Genomic DNA, 14,767 nt, shown 5'->3' with positions numbered 1-14,767 from the left:
GATGGGTTTAAAGTTCAATCACTTCATTACCTGAGGCAACGCCTTTCCCGAATGCATCAATATTTCCCAGTGTTGTTTCGGCAATATTGCCAAGGGCTTCATGAGTCAAGAATGCCTGGTGACCAGTGAAAAGTACGTTATGGCAAGCAGATAAACGGCGGAAGACATCGTCAACAATGACATCATTCGATTTGTCTTGGAAGAACAGTTCTTTCTCATGCTCGTAAACGTCGAGACCTAATGCCCCGATTCGTCCACGTTTTAACGCTTCAACCGCGGCCGCTGAATCGAGTAAACCCCCTCGGCTGGTATTGACGATCATCACACCGTCTTTCATCTGTTCGAATGCGGTTTCATCCAGCAGATGGTAGTTGTCTTGCGACATTGGGCAGTGGAGAGTAACCACATCACTGTTTGCAAACAATTCCTCTTTAGAGCAATAGGTCGCACCGAGTTCCAAAGCAAGTGGGTTTTCATAAGGGTCATGGCAGAGGATCTTCATACCAAGTCCTTTTAAGATACGCATTGTTGCTATACCAATCTTACCAGTGCCAATAACCCCCACCGTTTTGCCATAGAAGTTAAAACCCACTAGGCCTTCAAGATTAAAGTTCGCGTCTCGGGTTCGTTGATAAGCTTTGTGGAAACGACGGTTGAGGCTCATCATCAGACCTACGGTGTGCTCGGCGACGGACTCAGGGGAGTAGGCAGGCACACGCACCACTTGGATGCCCAACTCTTTGGCTCGATTCAAGTCGACGCGATCGAAGCCAGCACAGCGCATTGCAACCACTTTGACCCCTTGTTGAGCGAGTACTTCTAATGCTTGTGACGATAAGTCGTCATTAACAAAGGCACAGACCACTTGGCTTCCATGAGCCATTTTGGCTGTTTTTACCGTCAGAGGAAACTCATGGAAATGGAGGTTAAATCCATATCCCTCGTTAACTTTGGAAAATGAAATTTCATCATAGGACTTAGAACTAAAAACTGCGACATCTATCATTTGGAAAAACCTCTCAAAAGAGAAAAGGAGAGTAACAGCCCTATTGAATACCTAATTTACGTGAAAATAAACCACGAATTTTTTGGGGGATTTGTTTACTTGATTAATGAGTTAAATAGTTGATATATATGGTTTGAATGAATGGATATAGTGGAAGCGAGAGAATAAATGATCCAATTAGCTCCGATGAAAAGCAGTGATTTGGAACAAGTGATGAACCTGAGCATAGAAAAAGAGCAGCTTCCTTATGTCGGCACCATAGAAGAAGTACTACTTAATGCAGATGATAAGGTTCATCCTCATTTAGTTTGGCTACAAGAGAAGGTCGTTGGTATTTTTCTCATTGATACCACTTATGGGCAGAATTACGATTTTTCACCCTCTGATGCTGTTGGATTTCGCGCGTTTTTAATCGATAGTGGTTATCAGGGAAAAGGGATCGGCGGTCAGTCGATGTCGAAGTTGGCTGGATATCTCAGTGAACAATATCCGAATTTTAGCGCTGTTTATCTAACCGTTAATTGCAAAAATACGGTAGCGTACCAGTGCTATGTCAACAATGGTTTCAAAGATAGCCATCAATTGTATCTGGGCGGCGCAGCGGGACCACAGCATATAATGTTCATGCCTCTGTAGGGGGTTATGTCGGCAGACTACAGGTGTTAAAATCAAGACAAACCTTCAGTTGTAGTAAATTTATGAGACACCTCAAGACCACGATTCATCCTGACATAGACCATTTGGATGGCAAGATTATCTATAAGCGTAACGCTGCCCGAGCTATCGTGATTGATGGCGAGGACATACTCCTCCTATACACCGAGCGTTACCATGACTATACCATCCCTGGAGGTGGCCTTGACGAAGGCGAAGATGTCATTGCTGGTATGGTTCGAGAACTCGAAGAAGAGACTGGCGCACAGAACATTCATGCCATCAAGCCGTTTGGCATCTATGAAGAGTTTCGTCCTTGGCATAAAGAGGATGCGGACATCGTTCATATGATTTCACATTGCTACAGTTGCAAAATTGACCGCCAGTTAGGTGAAACCAATTACGAAGATTATGAAATCAAGAATGGTATGAAAGCTGTGTGGAAAAATATTCACGACGCTATCGCTCACAACGAGAAGACGATGGCCGAAAGCCCTAAAAAGGGGTTGAGTATTGAACGAGAAACCTTCTTACTTCACTTAATCGTCAAAGAAATGCTTTAAGCTTCTCTCCCAAGGCCTGCCCATGCAGGCTTTTTTAGGCTCTGAAAGGTTGTCTCTCTTCTTAGCTATTTGTGAGTTAATGTGGTGCGGATTCAATTTAGCACACAGAATTCTCATATTCTTTCTATACTTATCCAAGTAATTGAATTATTAATACTAATTAATATTATAGTGAATACAGCGATTCGGATAACGACTAAGGGATTAGTATATGAAGATGTTGACGCGCTTCGTACTCGGTGGACTGGTTGCCACAACCGCGAGCTTTGGAGCTTATGCCAAAATAATCGAAACCACGACGCTAGTGGGATTTGGAGAAGCGAAATACGCGGAAGACTTTAAGCACTTTGACTATGTTAATCCGGATGCGCCCAAATATGGCAAAGTGACCTACGGCCAAGTCGGGACTTACGATAACTTCAATCGCTTTGCGTCGAGAGGCGTACCCGCAGCCGCCAGTGGCGAACTGTACGACACTTTAATGTTTTCTCCCAATGATGAGATTGACTCATACTACCCATTGATCGCACAAAAAGTTCGTTACTCCGATGACTACAGCTGGCTTGAGTTAGATATAAACCCGGCCGCTCGTTTCCATGATGGCAAGCCAATTACCGCTCATGACGTCGCGTTTACGTTCGACAAGTTCATGTCTGAAGGCGTTCCTCAGTACCGTATTTACTACCAAGATATTAAATCCGTTACGGCAATAAATGATTTAACAGTCAGAATAGAAATGGCGACGCCAAATCGCGAAAAGATGTTCAGTTTTGCTCAGGGCACTCGTGTATTGCCTAAACACTTCTGGAGTGACAAGAGCTTATCGGAGCCATTATCTACCCCTCCGGTGGGCAGTGCAGCATACAAGATTACCGATTACAAACCAGGGCAGAGTGTCACTTACAGCTTAGTCGATGACTATTGGGCCGCTGATCTGCCCGTCAGCGTTGGGCGTAAAAACTTTAAACAGGTCCAATATGATTACTACCGAGACGACACGGTTATGCTTGAGGCATTTAAAGCGGGGGAGTTTGATTTTCGATTAGAGTCCTCGGCTAAGTTTTGGGCTAACTCCTACACGGGTGTCAACTTTGATAAAGGGTACATTACCAAGCAAGAAATTCTTCATCAAAAACCAGAGAGCACTCAAGCATTTGTATTTAACACTCAACGTGATGTATTTCGTGACCCTAGAGTTCGCGAGGCGCTCAACTACGCGATGGACTTTGAGTGGATGAACAAGAACATGTTCTACAGCCAATACAGTCGCACACGCAGTTATTTCCAAAATACGGATTATGAAGCGAAAGGTGTACCTTCCGAAGCCGAGCAGAAGATACTTGCTCCGTTTAAAGATAAGTTGCCTGAACGTGTCTTCACTGAAGAATATCAGCCACCAGTGACCGATGGTTCTGGTCGTATTAGAACTCAGATGCGGACAGCCTTTGCGCTACTCAAAGAGGCGGGCTGGGAACTAAAAAACAAGGTTATGACGAACTCAGAAACAGGGCAGCCTATGGCCTTTGAGTTGCTGATCTACAGCCCGACCACGGAACGAATTGCAATACCAGTCCAAAAAAACTTACAGAGTATGGGTATCGATATGAAAATACGTACCGTCGATACCACCCAGTACATTAAGCGACTTCGTGACCGTGACTTTGATATGGTTTCCTCCTCTTACAGTGCTAACCCATATCCAAGCCCTGATCTGATGATTATATGGAACTCGAACTACATCGATTCGACGTATAACACCGCTGGTGTCACCGATCCTGTGGTGGATTTCCTTACTATGGAAATCGCCAAAAATCAGCAGAATCCAGACGTGTTACTCTCTCTAGGCCGAGCCTTGGACCGTGTACTGCAATGGAACTTTTATATCATCCCTCAGTGGTATGTAAGCAAGTATCGAGTGGCGATGTGGGACAAGTTTGAACGCCCAGAAATCTTACCTAAGTATGACTTAGGTGTTGATACTTGGTGGGTCTCAGAGTCAAAAGCGGCTTTGCTACCTGAAAAACGTCGATAGATGAGGGAATAATGGCAGCGTATATATTCAGACGTTTGTTGCTGGTGATCCCCACGCTTTGGGCGATCATTACCATTAATTTTTTTATCATACAAATTGCTCCCGGCGGTCCTGTCGAACAGGCGATAGCTCAATTAGAAGGGCACTCCTCAGGCATTATGGAACGCTTTTCAGGCGGCGGAAATGAAGTGGAACTCAGTGTCGGCGATGAAGCGGGAGCTACCGGATATAAAGGCTCTAGAGGCCTAGATCCTGAAGTCGTCGAAGCGCTGAAAAAACAGTTCGGCTTTGATAAACCGATCCATGAGCGTTACTTTGATATGCTCAAAAACTACGCCACCTTCAATTTTGGTGAAAGTTTGTTTAAGGGCGGCAATGTCATTGACCTAATTGTTGAAAGGTTGCCAGTTTCGATATCGTTAGGCTTATGGAGCACGTTGATTATCTATTTAATCTCCATTCCCCTAGGTGTTCTTAAAGCGATTCATCATGGTAGCCGTTTTGATATTTGGTCGAGTGCTGTTGTTATTATCGGCTATGCGATACCGGGTTTTTTGTTTGCGATCATTTTGATTATTCTGTTTGCCAGCGGCAATTACTTTAGCTGGTTTCCACTGCGAGGACTGGTATCGAGTAACTTCGATCAACTGACATGGTATCAACAGATTGCCGATTACTTTTGGCATTTGGCCTTGCCTATCTTCGCTATGGTGATAGGTGGTTTTGCCACTTTGAGCATGCTAACTAAAAACTCGTTTCTTGATGAAATCAACAAACAATATGTGGTGACAGCACGTGCAAAGGGTCTCGATGAGCGTGACATCCTTTATAAACATGTCTTTCGCAACGCTATGTTGATCATCATCGCGGGTTTTCCTGCTGCTTTTATCAGTATTTTCTTTACTGGGTCGATGCTGATTGAAGTTATGTTTTCGTTGGAAGGGATTGGTTTGCTAGGCTTTGAATCGACCATTCAACGGGACTATCCAGTTGTATTCAGCTCACTTTACATAATGACATTGCTTGGTCTTGTGCTGAGCATCATCTCTGATTTGACCTATACCTGGGTTGATCCACGAATTGATTTTGAGGCACGTTGATGTTTCGTCGTAGTAAGAACCCGCTAAATCAGGCGCGATGGCAAAGATTTAAGGCCAATAAACGTGGTTTCTGGTCGATGTGGATATTTGGAGCGCTATTTGCGATCAGCTTATTTGCTGAAGTCATTGCCAATGACAAGCCCTTGCTGGTGGAGTACAACAACCAGTGGTATTTGCCGATCGTCAATCAATATGCTGAAACTGAATTTGGCGGTGAGTTTGAAACCGAAGCCGATTATACCGACCCCTATGTGATCGAATTGATTGAGGATAAGGGCTATATCGTCTGGCCGCTGATTCGATTTAGTTACGATACTATCAATTTCAATATTGATGGCAGTGTGCCTTCAGCTCCTGATAGCGTTAACTGGCTTGGAACCGATGACAAAGGAAGAGATGTCCTTGCTCGAGTAATATATGGCTTTCGCATTTCGGTGCTGTTTGGGTTTGTATTAACGATCGTTTCAAGCATCATTGGTGTTGCGGTTGGGGCAACTCAGGGATATTACGGCGGTTGGCTCGACCTATTTGGTCAACGTTTTATCGAAGTTTGGTCAGGCATGCCGACCTTATTTCTACTCATTATTCTCTCAAGCTTTGTTGAGCCGAATTTCTGGTGGTTGTTAGGCATCATGGTGGCTTTCAGTTGGATGAGTTTGGTTGGTATCGTAAGGGCGGAGTTCCTGCGTTGCCGCAATTTTGATTATGTTCGCGCTGCGCAGGCGATGGGCGTCGATGATAAACGTATTATGCTCCGTCATATGTTGCCCAATGCCATGGTCGCTTCACTAACGATGATGCCGTTTATTCTTTCTGGTTCAGTCACGACACTCACCTCGCTCGACTTTTTGGGATTTGGATTACCGGCAGGCTCTCCTTCGCTGGGGGAGTTACTTGCACAGGGTAAGGCAAACCTCCAAGCGCCGTGGCTCGGCTTTTCTGCATTCTTTGTACTGTCCGTGATGCTAACCCTGCTTGTTTTCATTGGCGAAGCAGTACGTGATGCCTTTGACCCTCACCATCAAGGAAGATAACCATGAATGAAACAGTACTCACCATTGAGAATCTGTCGGTGGGCTTTGGGCAAAAAAATAGCATTCAGCAAGTGACTCACGATGTCTCCTTATCTATCCGTAAAGGGGAAACATTGGCGCTGGTGGGTGAGAGTGGTTCTGGCAAGTCGGTGACCGCCAACTCAGTGTTAAAGCTGCTGCCTAAAGGTTCATCTCATTACCTTAATGGTTCAATTGACTTTAATGGTGTCAATATTCTCTCTTGTTCTGAACGCGAACTTAGAGGCATTCGTGGTGGGCGCATTGGCATGATCTTTCAAGAGCCCATGGTATCGTTAAATCCGCTGCATAAAATTGGCAAGCAGTTGGTCGAAACCCTCTCCATCCACCGTGGGATGAGAACCCGTCACGCAGAGCCGCTGGCGATTGAATGGCTAAGTAAAGTAGGAATACGCCATCCAGAGCAAAAGATTTTGGCCTATCCGCACGAGCTCTCTGGCGGTGAACGGCAGCGAGTGATGATTGCCATGGCGTTAATCAATGAACCTGAACTGCTCATTGCCGATGAGCCAACAACCGCACTGGATGTTTCCGTCCAAGCTCAGATACTCGATTTGCTGAAAGAGCTCCAGCAAGAGCTAGGGATGGCGATGTTGTTTATCACTCATGACCTCAGCATTGTAAAGCGAATTGCGGACAGAGTGGCTGTGATGCAAGATGGCGTATTGGTTGAGGTCGGGGAGTGCCAACAGGTATTCAACGCACCAGAGCACCCGTACACTCAGACACTGATTAACTCTGACCCGAGAGGTTTGCCGGTAAATGTTGACGACAACGCAGAGCCTCTATTGAACGTCAATTCGTTGCGAGTTTGGTTTCCACTCACCGGTGGCATTTTTAAACGAGTGGTTTCACATATTAAAGCTGTCACCGATATGAATTTTACCCTTAAAAAGGGCTATTCTATTGGACTTGTCGGGGAGAGCGGTTCGGGTAAATCGACCACAGGAATGGCAATCCTAAAGCTGATAAAGTCTGAAGGCTCAATCTCTTATCAAGGGGCTGAATTACAAGGTTTGGATCGTAAAGGTATGCTCCCTTACCGGAGTAAAATGCAAGTGGTTTTCCAAGACCCGTTTTCTGCGCTCAATCCAAGGATGTCGGTTGCTCAAGTTATTGGTGAAGGCTTACGAGTTCATCAGCAACATGACGAGTCAGAAATTGATGCCTTGATATGCGAAGTGATGAGAGAGGTGGATCTTGACCCTGAAACTCGTCACCGTTATCCCAACGAATTTTCTGGGGGTCAACGTCAACGTATTGCGATTGCACGCGCGTTGATTTTGAAGCCAGAATTTATTCTACTAGATGAACCGACCTCTTCACTGGATCGAACGGTGCAAGCTCAAGTGCTTGATCTGTTAAAATCTCTGCAAGAAAAATATCATCTGACCTACCTGTTCATTAGCCATGATCTCAATGTCGTGAAATCTTTGTGTCACTACACCATTGTGATGAAGCAAGGCCACGTGGTGGAACAAGGAGAGACGCAGGCGCTATTTAGTCATCCACAACAGGAATACACCCGCCATTTAGTTGAGTTGTCGAGTTTCTAAATTTTCCTCGATAAGCTGTTAGCAAAAAGCCGCCATAATAGGCGGCTTTGTTCATCAATTGGGCCGTTGTGATTAAAGAATCACGGCATCATCTTGAGACCAGATTTTTGCCAGCTCTTTACTCACATCCAACTCGTTGAGATGAGCTACATGGAAGTTGAGCAGATCAAGATCGTATGACGGCGCCGTATAGACTGAACCAGAGTTGACTGCTGCGATCAGACGATCAGCTTGCTGGGCGGTGTAATCCGCATTTTGTAGACGAGTCTGACGTTGTAGCTGTTCACGAACTTGGCTTACCACCATTTCATACTCGGTCTGAGTAAAACCACCGGCAATGGCACGTTTAATTTCTGATTGTACGATTTGTTGTGCGTTGCTGCGTTCATTAACGTCGAGATCCGTTAATCGAATTTGAGAGAGCAGCTTGTGGTTAAATACAAGCTGATTATCAACCACAACTTTGGCTAATGAGTGCTGCTGTTGCAATGCAGTCTCAATACGTTGTTCAAGCAACTTATTGGCTAAGGTTGCAATCAGCATATCTTTTCTTAACGCTTTGCTGTCTGTTTGGTTATAAACTGACTTCAAGCTGCTGATTGATACTGAAGAATCATTGGCGACAGACTGAGCCGCGACTGGCGTGGCGGCAAAGGCAGCAAGAGAGTGTGTTGATGCGTTCTTGTTTGCTTTCCAGTCTGCGAAACTTTTATCAATCAGATTCGCTGCTGAGCGAGGGCTAACCGCACCAGCGATGACCACAGTAATGTTCTGCGGTACGTATTGTTGAGCTTGAAAATCATGCACTGAGGACAGAGGGGTATCGGCCAAAGTTTCCGCATCAAGTGCTGACCAGTGCTGATCAACCGCCAACGGCTGCAACTGTTTTGCTGCGATAACTTGGTCAATATCTGTTAGCGACGATTGACCTTCAACCAGTAATTCTGAAACTTGCGATGTTTGGATCTGTGTTGTTAAACCAGAGCGAATTAGGTCAAGCGCACGACCAATGTCTGCATCGGTGCCATGAGCGAGATCTAGGCTGAATACCGTTTGCTGATAACCAGAGGTTGCAAGCCAGTCTGTACCTGAGATTGAGTTCAGTGCGGCAATTCTTGCTAGTGGATAGTCTGCCGGCTCTTGTGCAACACCAGATCCCACTCGTACGCGAATCGACACTTCATCACTGGTCTTGGTGGTCGGTAGGATGATGTAACGTAGGCCGTTTTCCAACTGTGCGACTGAAGTGCGGGCTGGTAGCTGAATATCTGTGTGCTCAAACCACAGCGGACTATTGCTTGTAGCAGAAGCGATTGGCGAAAACATTAAAGATGCAGATAGGGCTGCACTGAACAAAGTACGAATTGAATTAGACACTTATTACTCCAGAAACAATGAATTTGATATCTCTGTGTTCTGAGAGTTCGATGTAAAAACATCGGACTCCGTGTATGTCTATCCATGAACTCGAAGCTGAGCTTCGTAACACGTCGCTGCCAGTGAATCGCCATCCTGCGAGGCAATGGAACATCTCGTTATTAAAACGGTGAGATTTTCTACAACTAAAGTTGATTAGTCAAATTGAATTATGATTTGAGTGAATATATCTCATATCTGAGACGTACGATTAAACAGTCGTATAGTGGCTGGCGCTGGCGATAGAGAGCGGTTTTGAAAACCAATAGCCTTGTAAATAGGAGGCACCCATATCGGTGAAGACCTTTTGCATCGCGGCGTTTTCAATACCTTCGATCACAATATCGATATTGTAAGTTGTACAGAGCTTAGTGATGAAAGAGAGATACTCAAAGGTGACGGGGTTTTCCATTGAACGCCATGCAATGGATTTATCGATTTTGATTTGCGACAGAGGCAAATCGAAAAAGCTGTTTAATGAACTATAGCCGGCACCAAAATCATCAAGCGATAACTGAAAGCCTAAGCCATTGAGGCGATGTAGCTGGGCAATCGCACTTTTATTGTCGTCCAGTATGATGGTCTCTGTTAACTCAAGCACAATGGAGCTTGCGGAAACATTGTGTTTATCGATTAACTGTTTGAGTTCGTCTGGAAATTGCTGGCTAAGTAACTGCAAAACAGAGACATTGACGTTGACTTTAATAGAGTCTGTGTGGGTTTGCTGGTATTGGTTGATGAAGCGACACGCCTCGTCAAAAACCAAATAGCCCAGCTCACTAATTAAGCCTTTGCGTTCAGCCACACTAATGAACTCGTCAGGATAAATTTCACCGTGCTGGCCGCTTTTCCAGCGTACTAAGCTTTCAAAGCTCGCAACGACATTGTTTTTAGTACAAATGATCGGTTGGAACTTGACGGACAGCTTGCGCTTTTTGATTGCGTTGCCAAGTTCTTGCTCGATATAAAAATGCCGGTCAACCTGATTTTTGGTGTTTCCGGCATAAATACGAATGTAGTTGTCACGCTTGGTCGCCGCGTATTGGCTGGTTTTTGCTGCAACTTTGACCAACTCATCGACGGCTAACTTATCACAAATATTGGGGTAGATGCCGATGCTGATGTCGGTCGTGTATAGGAAATCGATGGCTTCCACTGAGTCTTGATAGGCTTGACACATCCGCTGAGCAAGGTCTTTTAGTTCACTGTTGTCGTACTGACCCCGCACCAGAATGGCAAAATCGTGCGATTGAATCCGGTAAATATCGACAAATTGGTCTGGGAACTCACCTAATATCATCGTGAAGTGAGAAAGTAGATTGCGCATTATCTGCGAACCATAAAGTGTTTGGTCTGAGCGAGCGTTGCCTGCTTGAATATAAACTAGGTGGTGTGACTGTGTTGTGACTCCCTTGATGTTATCAAGGTCAAGAGCAAGCTTCTGTTCGTTAGACAGTCCAGTTGGCCCATCACGCAGGGAAGATTGCTGCACATACGTTTCCATGAGTTTTCTGTCGGAAATGTCTTTGTGGCAGCCAATCATAAAGCGATGCCCGTTTACCGTTTTGGTGATGGCGGTACCTTCCAGCCATGTGTATTGACCGTTAGTACAGCGCACTCGATATTCTACGGTGACACGAGACTCATCTTCTTGAATATGTTCGTCGACGCGTTCAGACAAGGCGACTTTGTCGAGGGGATGGACAAGATCAAGCCAGGTTTGAAGACAGGTATGCCCTGACTCTACACCAAATCGGGCGTAAAACGACGGGTTATAGAAGCAGACATGTTCGGTATCAGACATATAGAAAATACCGTCATTCAGAACGTCTACCACATGTTGAAAATGATTATCCATCAATTCATCTAACTCGGCACCGCTTAGGATGCTTGGCTGATGTGAATCTGACTCAGCCGTTTCAACACTAATCTCTGAGACAAGTGTGATTCTAGGACGAGGATTGATGCTTTTCATTGATTGTGACATTTGTGGCTTAGTTACCTATAAGACAATTTCTCGGTCAAATCTTAATTCTATAAACATTCTTTCTTACGCATCTTTTCAGTAATACATTAAATTAAGATGAATCTCTAGCAGATGGCTCGCAATAATTGTTAATAGATCAAAAACGTTGGCTTGCGTTGGCAACATAACCAAAAAATAGTGACAGTTTGATTAATTGCATGCTAGTGATGACAAAATGCAGGCTTGTTTGCTGAAAAGACGCCATTTCATTTCACAGATAGGCAGTGCACAGAGAACATAAGTAGCTGTTTTTATGATTTTTCCTCGCTATACTGACGGATAAATAGAAGATAAAGACCTAATTGAAGTTTGGTCGAAGAGTCTACGTTGTCTCACTGGATACACTATGAAATCACAGCTTGATCTTAATCTCCTTAAAGTACTTCCGTTGCTTGATAAACACCGTCAACTGAAACCGGTTGCTAAAGAACTGGGGAAAACAGAAAGTGCGGTGAGCAAGCATTTAGCCAAACTCAGAGAGCAACTAGGCGATCCGCTGTTCGTCAGAGGGGCGTTTGAATTCGAACCGACCGAATATACAACCAATTTGCTGCCTAAAATTACCGCAGGTCTTGATATGATCGGAGAGGCGGTACAGCGTGAAGAGTTTAACCCTGCCTTATATGAAAAAAGTATTTCGATAGCCTTACCCAGTCTAGGGCAGTCATTGGTGGGAAAAGCCTTGCTGTTGGATCTCATGGAAATCTTCCCCAAGGCCAAGATCAATATCACTACTTGGAATGAAACATCGATCACCGACATTCTTGATGAACGGTTAGATATCGGGGTGCAGTATTTCAACGAAGAGCTAACCAAAACGATTTTTCAGCATCACTTAGGCAAATACAAAGGGGCAATTATTTGTGCCAAGCCGTATGCAGACAGGTCATTAGAAGAAAAGCTGCGTATGCCTTATATCATGATGGAGATGAAAGGCTGGCAAGATACCAAGGCGGTAACAAACAAAGCACTGGAAGAGCAGGGAATTGAAATCAACACGTTTGCGACCGTCGATAATATCACCTGTTTATTTGATGTTCTTGAGTGTACAGAGAGCGCAACATTGCTCCCATATACCAGCCACACTCAGCTGCATGATAAATATTGCGTCACTGCACTACCTGATCATTTGCAGATGGAGCATCCGCCGTCAGTGGTTGCCAATTACAAATTGGTCAACCATGGCAATCCGCTCCATCAACTCTTAGCTTCTAAGCTCAAGCAGCATCTTTTCTAGTTTCATTAAGGTCGATATAGATGTGTTGTTGAATTCGCATCAACTCTACAATGGAATCGACCTTATATTTATCTAAAATTCTCGCCTTATAAGTACTGATGGTTTTTGAGCTTAGTGACAGCATTTCAGAGATCTTCTTGTTGCTGTAGCCTTTAATCAGATAGTTGAATACAACAGTTTCTCGCTTTGACAAAGTGGTATTGCGCTTCTTTAGGTTATCTGTTTTTTTGAATACAGAATGGCCACGTAACACGCTTAGCACAGCCTCTTTGAGCACTAGAGTGTTTTCTAGTTTAGAGACGTAACCATTCGCCCCTAACGATTTTGCTGTTTCTGAATACATCGGATGCTTATTACTCGAAACAAATAAAATGCGTCCCGTGTATCCATATGCTCGTGCGCGTCTTACAAATTCGAATCCATCAGAGCCTTCAAGATCGACATCAAGTATCACCAAATTAATGTCGTGATTTCTGATCAACTGTATTGCAAACGTTGCTGAAGGTGCCTGTAAAACCTGCATGTCTGGGATAGTCTCGTAAAGCAGTTGAGATAGCGCTTCGCGCATAATTGGTTGACTATCAATCACTAACGTATGAGTTGAGGAAATCATTTTACTTTCTCGCTTTTATTCTAATCAATGATGCTTCCGTGCCTTCAAATCCGATGGCGCTAATGTAAGAGATAACTGACGGAAAAGGGGGAAAGCGACACTTTCCAGTACGGAAAAACTGTCAGGGCATGGTTAGTTAAGTCAATTAATCGTTATTGCTCTAAATATTTATTGAGGATCTCATCCATGGTTCCATCCTCTTTGAAGCGGGTGATAATGATGTTAAGTTGTTGAATAAATTCATCTTTGTAAGGGTATTTATCTGGCGATTGATTGGTGAATCCCACGTAGCCTTGTTCACTACTCACAGAGTTACCTAATTGCATTTTCCAGGAAGAATTAATGATGCCTTCTTCTCGTAACAACTTGACTTCCCAAAGAATTGACAGTCGATCGTTTAAGTAACAGTCAATTCGATTTTTATACAGGTTGAGGACATTGTTGCGATTGCCTTTGGCTTCGATAAGTTTAATGGCCCCTTTTTTAACCTGTTGCCAGAATTCATTTCCACCTAACGCAAAAGACTCGTTTACGCCGACCGTTAAGCCAAGGTAATCATCAGGCCATACATTGAGTTGTCGGTCTTTTACACGATCTGGCTGACAGTAAACCACGACTTCTTCGTCAAGGATGGGGTGTGAGTAAGGAGAGATGTATAAGCGTTGATCTGGGTAGTAGTAGGGAGGAAATAGTGCAAACCCTTCTCCGGTTTCTAACAACTTCAACCCTCTTTTCCAAGGGACTGGTGATACTTTTATTCGATATTCCGGCATTCTCTCAAAAGCGGCTAATAGAATATCCACGTAGATTCCTTTAAGCTCACCATCGATCGAATAACTGTATGGCGGGTATGAATCATCGCCGTAAATAGTTACGGGAGTGGGGGGATGGTATGCCCAACAGGCGTTGCTTAACAGAGCGATTATTAGCCATCTCAAGACGACATCACCTTAGCGTTGTTCTTTCTATAGTTAACTTTAGTTTATTTATCGCCGCTGAGAGATTAGACTTTCATTTTTATCAGTGAATGACCGCAAGGTATGGTATGAGCCAGGATTACGAACAGGGCGAAGAAATCGAAATTGAAGCGATAGGTATTGAAGTATCGTCACAGCCAATTGAGCTGTATAAAGTGTTTAAGATCGCTAACCTTGTTGGTGGCGGTGGTGAAGCGAAGCACTTGATAGCGGAAGGTTATGTTGCGGTAAATGGTGAGCTGGAAACTCGCAAACGTCGTAAGATGTATGACGGTGATTTCTTGGAGTTCAATCAGGAATACTATGTCGTGATCTGTGATGCGCCCGTAACAGAGCCTCAAGAGAAGCCTGCTAAGGTCGAAAAAGTGCCGCAGCCACCTAAGTCTCAGCCAAAGAGCCAGAGTAAAAAAACGCCAAAAAACAAAGATAAAGCAAAAAAGGCAGAGTCTAAACCTGCGAAGAAAAGCGGTAACGGACGTTCCTCAATCGACTTTTTTTAAGGTTTGATTGATGA

13 protein-coding genes are annotated in these 14,767 nt (G+C 44.3%); 8 read left to right on the top strand and 5 right to left on the bottom strand.

The window, feature by feature from the left end; all coding sequences use genetic code 11:
* Nucleotides 1-7 precede the first annotated feature (7 nt).
* Complete coding sequence (locus tag ACQEXP_RS08140; protein WP_426969329.1) at nt 8-1,006, bottom strand: 2-hydroxyacid dehydrogenase; 999 nt, start codon at nt 1,004-1,006, stop codon at nt 8-10.
* A 168-nt stretch (nt 1,007-1,174) separates the two neighbouring features.
* Here ACQEXP_RS08140 and ACQEXP_RS08135 point away from each other — a divergent pair, with 168 nt between their 5' ends.
* From ACQEXP_RS08135 to ACQEXP_RS08110, 6 genes are all read left to right on the top strand, one after another.
* Complete coding sequence (locus ACQEXP_RS08135; protein WP_426969328.1) at nt 1,175-1,642, top strand: GNAT family N-acetyltransferase; 468 nt, start codon at nt 1,175-1,177, stop codon at nt 1,640-1,642.
* Nucleotides 1,643-1,704: 62 nt separating this feature from the next.
* Nucleotides 1,705-2,223 (top strand): NUDIX hydrolase, encoded by a 519-nt coding sequence (locus ACQEXP_RS08130; protein ID WP_269374918.1) that lies wholly within the window; start codon nt 1,705-1,707, stop codon nt 2,221-2,223.
* A gap of 217 nt (nt 2,224-2,440) precedes the next feature.
* A complete protein-coding gene (locus tag ACQEXP_RS08125; RefSeq protein ID WP_426969486.1) occupies nt 2,441-4,255 on the top strand; it encodes an extracellular solute-binding protein in 1,815 nt (604 codons plus the stop codon).
* 11 nt (nt 4,256-4,266) lie between these two features.
* Nucleotides 4,267-5,355, top strand: a complete 1,089-nt coding sequence (locus ACQEXP_RS08120; RefSeq protein WP_426950224.1) for a microcin C ABC transporter permease YejB — start codon at nt 4,267-4,269, stop codon at nt 5,353-5,355.
* Nucleotides 5,355-6,389 carry an ABC transporter permease gene (locus tag ACQEXP_RS08115; RefSeq protein ID WP_426969326.1) on the top strand — a complete coding sequence of 345 codons (1,035 nt, stop codon included), beginning with the start codon at nt 5,355-5,357 and terminating at the stop codon, nt 6,387-6,389. Before ACQEXP_RS08120 ends, ACQEXP_RS08115 begins: the two co-directional genes overlap by 1 nt.
* 2 nt (nt 6,390-6,391) lie before the next feature.
* Nucleotides 6,392-7,984: an ABC transporter ATP-binding protein gene (locus ACQEXP_RS08110; RefSeq protein WP_426969324.1), complete on the top strand. Its 1,593-nt coding sequence runs from the start codon at nt 6,392-6,394 to the stop codon at nt 7,982-7,984.
* Between the two features lie 72 nt (nt 7,985-8,056).
* Here ACQEXP_RS08110 and ACQEXP_RS08105 read toward each other — a convergent pair whose 3' ends face one another.
* Nucleotides 8,057-9,361: an insulinase family protein gene (locus ACQEXP_RS08105; RefSeq protein WP_426969322.1), complete on the bottom strand. Its 1,305-nt coding sequence runs from the start codon at nt 9,359-9,361 to the stop codon at nt 8,057-8,059.
* A gap of 250 nt (nt 9,362-9,611) precedes the next feature.
* Nucleotides 9,612-11,387: an EAL domain-containing protein gene (locus ACQEXP_RS08100; RefSeq protein WP_426969320.1), complete on the bottom strand. Its 1,776-nt coding sequence runs from the start codon at nt 11,385-11,387 to the stop codon at nt 9,612-9,614.
* Between the two features lie 385 nt (nt 11,388-11,772).
* Between ACQEXP_RS08100 and ACQEXP_RS08095 the strand changes: the two genes are divergently transcribed.
* Complete coding sequence (locus ACQEXP_RS08095) at nt 11,773-12,663, top strand: LysR family transcriptional regulator (RefSeq protein ID WP_269374910.1); 891 nt, start codon at nt 11,773-11,775, stop codon at nt 12,661-12,663.
* On the opposite strand, the gene ACQEXP_RS08090 is transcribed toward ACQEXP_RS08095, so the two are convergent.
* Together ACQEXP_RS08090 and ACQEXP_RS08085 are read right to left on the bottom strand one after the other, a co-directional pair.
* Nucleotides 12,644-13,276: a response regulator gene (locus tag ACQEXP_RS08090; RefSeq protein WP_426969318.1), complete on the bottom strand. Its 633-nt coding sequence runs from the start codon at nt 13,274-13,276 to the stop codon at nt 12,644-12,646. The two genes, ACQEXP_RS08095 and ACQEXP_RS08090, sit on opposite strands and share 20 nt — an antisense overlap.
* A gap of 152 nt (nt 13,277-13,428) precedes the next feature.
* Nucleotides 13,429-14,214, bottom strand: coding sequence for a substrate-binding periplasmic protein (locus ACQEXP_RS08085; protein WP_426969316.1), 786 nt, complete (start codon nt 14,212-14,214; stop codon nt 13,429-13,431).
* A 107-nt stretch (nt 14,215-14,321) separates the two neighbouring features.
* On the opposite strand from ACQEXP_RS08085, the gene ACQEXP_RS08080 reads away from it, so the two are divergent.
* Nucleotides 14,322-14,753: an RNA-binding S4 domain-containing protein gene (locus tag ACQEXP_RS08080; protein ID WP_426969314.1), complete on the top strand. Its 432-nt coding sequence runs from the start codon at nt 14,322-14,324 to the stop codon at nt 14,751-14,753.
* The last annotated feature ends 14 nt before the right edge of the window (nt 14,754-14,767 follow it).

The organism is Vibrio sp. TRT 1302, from assembly GCF_050113875.1.
GTDB lineage: Bacteria > Pseudomonadota > Gammaproteobacteria > Enterobacterales > Vibrionaceae > Vibrio.
This window is presented reverse-complemented; position numbering and strand designations above follow the sequence as displayed.

Bases quoted from the DNA above. Each gene is read 5' to 3' on its own strand.
- ACQEXP_RS08140 (WP_426969329.1), bottom strand. From the start codon at position 1,006: ATGATAGATGTCGCAGTTTTTAGTTCTAAGTCCTATGATGAAATTTCA.
- ACQEXP_RS08135 (WP_426969328.1), top strand. From the start codon at position 1,175: ATGATCCAATTAGCTCCGATGAAAAGCAGTGATTTGGAACAAGTGATG.
- ACQEXP_RS08130 (WP_269374918.1), top strand. From the start codon at position 1,705: ATGAGACACCTCAAGACCACGATTCATCCTGACATAGACCATTTGGAT.
- ACQEXP_RS08125 (WP_426969486.1), top strand. From the start codon at position 2,441: ATGTTGACGCGCTTCGTACTCGGTGGACTGGTTGCCACAACCGCGAGC.
- ACQEXP_RS08120 (WP_426950224.1), top strand. From the start codon at position 4,267: ATGGCAGCGTATATATTCAGACGTTTGTTGCTGGTGATCCCCACGCTT.
- ACQEXP_RS08115 (WP_426969326.1), top strand. From the start codon at position 5,355: ATGTTTCGTCGTAGTAAGAACCCGCTAAATCAGGCGCGATGGCAAAGA.
- ACQEXP_RS08110 (WP_426969324.1), top strand. From the start codon at position 6,392: ATGAATGAAACAGTACTCACCATTGAGAATCTGTCGGTGGGCTTTGGG.
- ACQEXP_RS08100 (WP_426969320.1), bottom strand. From the start codon at position 11,387: ATGTCACAATCAATGAAAAGCATCAATCCTCGTCCTAGAATCACACTT.
- ACQEXP_RS08095 (WP_269374910.1), top strand. From the start codon at position 11,773: ATGAAATCACAGCTTGATCTTAATCTCCTTAAAGTACTTCCGTTGCTT.
- ACQEXP_RS08090 (WP_426969318.1), bottom strand. From the start codon at position 13,276: ATGATTTCCTCAACTCATACGTTAGTGATTGATAGTCAACCAATTATG.
- ACQEXP_RS08080 (WP_426969314.1), top strand. From the start codon at position 14,322: ATGAGCCAGGATTACGAACAGGGCGAAGAAATCGAAATTGAAGCGATA.